Here is a 6,214-nt window from a genome sequence, read left to right on the forward strand (position 1 = left end):
CCGCCGACCTCCTCATCCCCGCGGACCGCTGGGACATCGCCTACGACATCCCGGTCCCGCCCGTTACCTGACCTTGTGCATACAGCCGCCGAACGCCACCTTCCGCGTGCCCGCCCGCCGCCGACGGGCTCGGCCCATGGCGCCGGAGCAGGGAGCGGCGGCGCCGTCGCAGCCCCACCGCGGATCCAGCACCGCGGCGCGAACACCCGCGCACCATCAACGTTTTGCAGCCTCTGGCCGTCGAAGGGGAGGGGAACCCGCCATGCCCACACCGCGCCGTGATCCGGCGACCCGGGTCGCCGACACGCTGGCGTCGCCCATACTCAACGCGCTCATCGGCCTGGCGGGAATCGTCATCCCGGTCATCGCCTGGGTCAGCGCCCGCACCAGCCTGAAAAACGGCCTACTGATCGCCGAGACCGTCTTCGTGATCGTCATGACGGCCAATCACCTATGGCTGCGCAAAGCATTCATCACCCTGCGCCGCGCGACTAACCTCAAAGCCATGGACGATGCGCACTACTACGACCTGGTCCGCTCCCAGCTGGAGCAGTAGCTGATCTCCGACTACGGCGAGATCGCGGATGGGCACCTGCGCGTCTACGCCAGCGAAGTCCCGCGCCTGTCCGTCCTGCTGGTCAACACGCTCATCGACTCCCAATCTGTGCCGAAGCGAATCCTGGCGGCGGACCTGACTACCAACCCCTCCCTGCTCACCCGACGCCGCGAATATCTGACCGCCAACCGCCGTCTGATCTCCGCCGGTGGCACCATCGACCAGCTCTTCATCAGCTTTGCGGACGACCTGGCCCGTGAGGAGTACGCCCGCGAGCTGTTGAAGCTCATCACCCACCATCGCAAGCTTGGGGTCACCTGCGGCCTGGCCGTCCGGGACCGGCTGCGCGCTGACCAGGCGGTGGACGTCATCATCATCGCGGCCGCCGCCGTTCTGGTGGAGGAAGAGCAGGGCGACGTCGACTACACCAAGGGCCGCTCCAGCGTGTATTTCAAGGGCGCCGAGCGCTGGATCGGCCGGTTCGAGTCTGTCTGGGGCCATGGCGCCGACGCCGCTCCCCGGCTCCTCCAGCGCTACGAGGCCACCGTGCGGCCCATGCCGGACGGCGACACCTGGGACACCGACCGGGTCCGGCAGACGGTCGACGCGCTGTAGAACCTGGGCACGGCAGGGCGTCCATGGAGCGGCTCGCGCCCCTCGCGGCGGGGGCCGCTTCGCGTACCCGCACTCGTCGGCACCGCAATGAATCGAAGCAATGCACACCCGTCAGGGTGGCCAAAAGCATGTCGTAGCCAGCGGCGACCGCCCGTGGCAGGTTCTTTCTCGTGCTTGTTATCGCTTCCTGGTGAGGTACTGGACCAGGATGGTGAACGGTCAGCTGACTGTTCGCGATGGCCTTAAGGGGGAGCATGTTCGAGACGGTGTTGCGGAGCGAGGCCGTGCCTCCTGTAGACCGGTTTGGCTACTGGCGCGAGCACCTCGCGCGGACAAGCCTGCCCGTAGAGCTGTCCAGCGATCACACCGACGCCTTCTGGATGGAGCAGCGCCTCCTGCGCCTTGGCGCTGCCCACGTGGTGCTGTCGTCTTTCGATTCGCTGATTTTCCAAAGGACCGAGAAGCTGATCGCGCAGGCGGACCCGGAGAGCTTTCGCCTCCTCCTGCCCCTGGATGGCACGATCCACAGTTTTCACCACCGGGACCAGGTCACCGCATGCCGCCCATGGGAACTGATCTCCCTGGACTCTTCCCGACCCTTCAAGATCCGAAGTGCCCCGCACCGGTCCGTCGTCGTCGGAATTGAGATACCCAAAGCGTTGGTTTCGCTGCCCCGCGCCCAGACCAACCGGGTGATCCAGCGCCCCATGTCGGGACGCGAAGGGATCGGTGCCCTCCTCACGGGCTTCGCCACGCAACTGGCTGCTTCCGACGTCTCCCAGTACGCATTCTCTGACGGTCCACGGCTTGAGCTGGTCGTGGCCGATCTGGTCTCGGCTCTCTTCGCCAGCGCCAGCGATGCCGACGCCCCCCTCCCACCCGAGACAAAACGACGTGCCCTTACGCAGAGTATCCGGGCGTTCATCCAGCGGAACCTGCGTGATTCACAACTAACCCCGTCCACCATCGCCGCCGCGCACCAGATCTCCGTAAGCTACCTGCACCGCCTGTTCCACGAGGAGGGCATCACTGTCGCTGGCTGGATACGCCGTCAGCGCTTGGAGCGTGTCTGCCATGACCTTGCGGACCCCTTGCTTCAAGGTCTGTCCATTTACCAAATAGCAGTTCGCTGCGGATTCACCAGCTATGCACCCTTCAGTCGCATGTTCCGCTCCGTGTACGGCATTCCACCCAAGGACTACCGGCAGCAGGCAGTACTCCGCAACGACCACGGGATCAGAGGTCGATGAAACCTTGGCTATCGTCGAAACTGATCCCTCCAAGCAGTCCCTCACGGGATGGATCTTCCACGTAGGGGTTCGGGCGACGGCTCACTGATCCGGCGTCTTCTTGCACTACCGTCTGTCGCGCACTGGGAGGTATGAGACGGGGCCGGGGCACCGCCGACGGTCCCCCGGCCCGGGCGTTCCCACGCCCCGTTTCTCAGCTAACCCCTGGACACTCCTCGGCGGAGCCGTCCTTGTTCATCCACTGGGCGTTATCCGTGGACCCTGGGACTACCTCCGGGCCGTCGCCGTTTAGCAGCCTGATCCTGAAGCGGAAGCAATGCCCCTCGGGCATGTTCCATATGTAGTCTGCCAGGCCGGTCCGGGTGCCATTTCCAAGCACGTTGGTTAATCCGTACCCGTATGTGTCTGGATCGTCGGTGACATCCCAAATATCCAGCTCGACGCCCTTGCCGTCAGCCTGGGTATCGTTCAGCCACACGATGTCACCTTTGGGCCAGAAGGAAACCTTTCCCCCCGGATTATCATCATTGGTGTTCATTGTGAAATGGGGGCCGTCCTCAGCGTGCGCGGTCGACGTAGCCGTGATGCTGAGCATCACGGTGGCTGCGGACGTCACAAGCCCGACGCCTATTTGCTTCCGCCGGGGGAGCTTGGTGATTTTCGATGCCTGCTTCATATTCGCCCTCCGATTCTTCCATGCGTCACCCCAGTTCCGTCGCACCAGACAGCGATGCCGAACGTGACGATTTACGATATGCCGCTCCCGGCGCTACGGCTGCCGAGATCGCTTCACTTCCGTGCCTCACCTGCGTCAGGCTTACAGAACTTGCGAGATGCGTTGTATCTGTCCTTCAGGAACACCTTGAGCGTGACATTGGTGCATTCGGGTAACCCCAGCCGTCCGGAGCCCACTTGCACTTTGAGTCTGGCCCGGCGTCGCCCAGGTGGTAGTAGCCGTTCGATCCCCCTGTGAGTTCGACTGTGGCCCGATATCCATTGCCTTGCGCATCGCAGACGACGTGCCCTTCATCGGTGGCTGTTGATTCGGAATATAAGTTCGCGCGGCCCCAGGAGCATCGTCAGTGGAGTAAACGAATATATGGCCTGCCGCAAGGGCGGGCGAAGAAAAGAGGACCAGGCCAGGCGTGTCGATCGCCACACCAGTTACCTGCCAGCCCTCGCCCCATCAGCCCAGTCAAGGTTCCTCGTTCCTTCGAGCGTCCTCAGGAGAGTGCCAGCTCTATTGGCCGCAAGTCCATGACTCTTCGTGCACAGTTGATTGACTACGCATCTACAGCATTTCGCGAGCATGGCACCCCCGAGCGTCACGACAACAGACACAAACAGCGACGGGTGGCTGGGGAAGACGGGCGCGTAGACGAGTACTCCCACGAAGTAGATGCCGGCCGCGTTGGCCACCGTCCGATTGAGCACGGCCCGCCAGAAACCGGACACCCGGACGAGTCGGCATCGACTGGTCCCGCTACCCCCCGGATAGACCAGGCGCAGTTGACCGGGCGGCGCGAATCTTGAGTGCCGCCTTTCCGGCGTCGGGCATGGCGTAACAAGGGGCGCGGCGCCCGTCGGCAAGCAGCCCGGGAACCAAGGAGCGCACCCCTACAGCAGAGCTAGCCACTAGATGTACGGGCGTGATCACCGGGTGGGAGCGGGCCCCACCCCCTGTCCCACCGGGGTCACTCACCATGCCGCTGTCCCTATTCCTCATCGCCCTCGGTATCGCGCTGCGCGAAGCCGACCGCATCCACTTCGCCCGCGGCCGGCCCTCCAGCGCCAGTGCCGCCGCGCTCATCGCTCTACAGCGGCGCCGGGCGACGACCTGGACACCCACGCTCCTCTTAATCGGCCAGTGGGTGCAGATCGCCGGATGGTGGCTCCTGGCCGGGCACGGCCTCCTCGCCGCTGCCGCAGCGGCCGCCGGTGTGGCGGTGCAGTTCCGGCATTTGCAGGAGATCAGCCACTTCGCCGTGCACGGCGTGCTGGCCCGCACCCGCCGGGCCAATCAGCTGCTCGCCGAGGTCTTCGTCCATCACCCGCTCGGCCTCATCCCCGTCGGCGAGCGGCGGCGGCTGCACGTGCGCGAACACCACCCCAACGCCGCCCGCCCCGGAGTCGACCCTAACCTCGCCGAGCTCCACCAGGCGGGACTGCGCCCCGGCGCCAGCCGGGCCCGGTTCGCTCGCGCCCTGGTGTATCCGCTCACCTGGCGCGGCATCCGCAGCACCACCACCGGGATCGCCGCCCGCCTCCGGCACTCCGGCTCATGGCACCGCACGGCCGCCATCGGCCTCGTCCTGGGTACCGCCTACCTCACCGGCGGATGGCCCGCCCTCATGTGCGGCGTCCTCGTCCCGCGGCTCCTGCTGTATCCGCAGCTGGCCTGGCTCAGCCTCCTGGTCGAACACACCTGGTTCGCCCCCGAACCCCGCACCGGCTCCCCGACCTGGGTGGAATCCGGCCGGTGCCTGCGGCTCTACCCCCACAACCGCCTCCTGGCCCGCCTCGCCGCAGCCACCTGGCTCCCCTACGGCGACCTCCACCACTACGCCCGCTCCGCCCACCCCGCTGTGCACTGGAACTACCTCCCGCCCTCGCGCCACCTCACCCAGCCGCACTTCACCCCGGACAGCCTCCTGATCGGCCCCAGGTCCGTGATCGCCCACCACCGCCGCGCGCTCACCGTCCACACCGTCACACGTTCGAGCACAGCCGCCCCCACCGCGTAACGGCTGGATAGAGGAGGGCCTCGAACCTGCTCCCAGGTTCGAGGCCCTCCTCCCGCTGCTCCTCGTCCATCTGGCGCAGCTGGCGGCGGACGGCGGCGATGTCCGCTGGTGCCCTCAGATGATCGTGTAGGGCCTGAGGTAACCCTTCCGGGCATACTCCGCAGGCTTTCCATCAAGCCGCTCCAAGGCTCAAGAGCGGCCGTGTACCTCCAACAGCATGACCGCGGTGCAGATTGCGAGAGTGTGGATCTGGTCCGGCGGGGCCAGACCTTCGACCGCGCGGGTAAGTCCGATCTCCTTCCTGACAACGCGTCGAAGGGCCGTTGTCGTCGCGAACTCGACCTCTACCGGCGCCAAGGCCGCCAGCACGTCGGCCTCAGACATCCCCATAGATGGCTCCCCCAACTCGTCGAAAAGCGCATCGTGATCGAGGACGAGCCAGACCAGGACACGCTCCAACCGGTCAGATGGCGGTTCGTGACTCTTTGAGTGGTTCTTTTGTCGCCTGAGGGTGTGGGTGTGGGCGGAATCTGCAGGTCCGCCGCCTGCGGTCTGTTGGGGTGGTGGGGTGAGTGAACGCAACCCGTATCCGAGTGACTTATCGGAGGAGCGGTGGTCGTTGATCGAGCCGGTGATCACCGCATGGAAGGACCGGCACCGTTCGGTCAGTGGCCATCAGGGCGCCTACGAGATGCGGGAGATCGTGAACGCGATCCTCTATCAGGGGCGGATTCACCACTATGAGGCGGCGGTCGCTGTTGCTTGCGGTTACGCCTGGGAGCCGCGCCACAAGGACTACTGTGACCGAGCGCTTCAGTTGGCCCTTCAGCGCTTGAGTTGGCCCGCCGACAGGGCATGCGGCCGGACTCGTCCGCTGCGGTTGGAGGGGGCACCTCGTCTGCCAGTAGGCGGTTCCTCGCCTGTGGTGGGGATCGCCGATTCCCGTCTTACTCCGTGCGCTCCATGGGTCCCGGGCCCGGATGGCCGGACGGCAGCGCGGAGGAGCCCAGCCGAAGCAGGGCGTCCGAGGTCGCGCCGTCCGTCGGGTG

6 protein-coding genes and 1 pseudogene are annotated in these 6,214 nt (G+C 65.7%); 5 read left to right on the forward strand and 2 right to left on the reverse strand.

Annotated elements, in window-relative coordinates; all coding sequences use genetic code 11:
* The first annotated feature begins 262 nt into the window (after positions 1-262).
* The 3 genes from ABD329_RS47040 to ABD329_RS47050 all read left to right on the forward strand — a co-directional run bounded on the left by ABD329_RS47040 (position 263) and on the right by ABD329_RS47050 (position 2,421).
* Positions 263-556 (forward strand): hypothetical protein, encoded by a 294-nt coding sequence (locus ABD329_RS47040; RefSeq protein ID WP_344318163.1) that lies wholly within the window; start codon positions 263-265, stop codon positions 554-556.
* 108 nt (positions 557-664) lie between these two features.
* Entirely contained in the window at positions 665-1,171 is a 507-nt protein-coding gene (locus ABD329_RS47045; RefSeq protein WP_344318164.1) for a hypothetical protein, read from the forward strand.
* A gap of 254 nt (positions 1,172-1,425) precedes the next feature.
* A complete protein-coding gene (locus ABD329_RS47050) occupies positions 1,426-2,421 on the forward strand; it encodes a helix-turn-helix domain-containing protein (RefSeq protein ID WP_344318166.1) in 996 nt (331 codons plus the stop codon).
* 193 nt (positions 2,422-2,614) lie between these two features.
* On the opposite strand, the gene ABD329_RS47055 is transcribed toward ABD329_RS47050, so the two are convergent.
* The gene (locus tag ABD329_RS47055) at positions 2,615-3,097 is read right to left on the reverse strand and encodes a hypothetical protein (protein WP_344318167.1); all 483 of its coding nucleotides are present in this window, start codon (positions 3,095-3,097) and stop codon (positions 2,615-2,617) included.
* Between the two features lie 1,027 nt (positions 3,098-4,124).
* Here ABD329_RS47055 and ABD329_RS47060 point away from each other — a divergent pair.
* On the forward strand, positions 4,125-5,165 hold the full coding sequence (locus ABD329_RS47060) for a dihydrouridine synthase (RefSeq protein ID WP_344318168.1): 1,041 nt from the start codon (positions 4,125-4,127) through the stop codon (positions 5,163-5,165).
* A gap of 189 nt (positions 5,166-5,354) precedes the next feature.
* Here the strand turns inward: ABD329_RS47060 and ABD329_RS47065 are convergent, their stop codons facing one another.
* Positions 5,355-5,624, reverse strand: a complete 270-nt coding sequence (locus ABD329_RS47065) for a hypothetical protein (protein WP_198279900.1) — start codon at positions 5,622-5,624, stop codon at positions 5,355-5,357.
* Between the two features lie 109 nt (positions 5,625-5,733).
* Between ABD329_RS47065 and ABD329_RS47070 the strand changes: the two are divergent.
* Positions 5,734-5,895: pseudogene (locus tag ABD329_RS47070) on the forward strand (transposase); the annotation flags it as partial.
* Positions 5,896-6,214 lie beyond the last annotated feature (319 nt).

Origin of the sequence: Streptomyces javensis, from assembly GCF_039525925.1 — a bacterium.
Taxonomy (GTDB): Bacteria; Actinomycetota; Actinomycetes; order Streptomycetales; family Streptomycetaceae; genus Streptomyces; species Streptomyces asiaticus.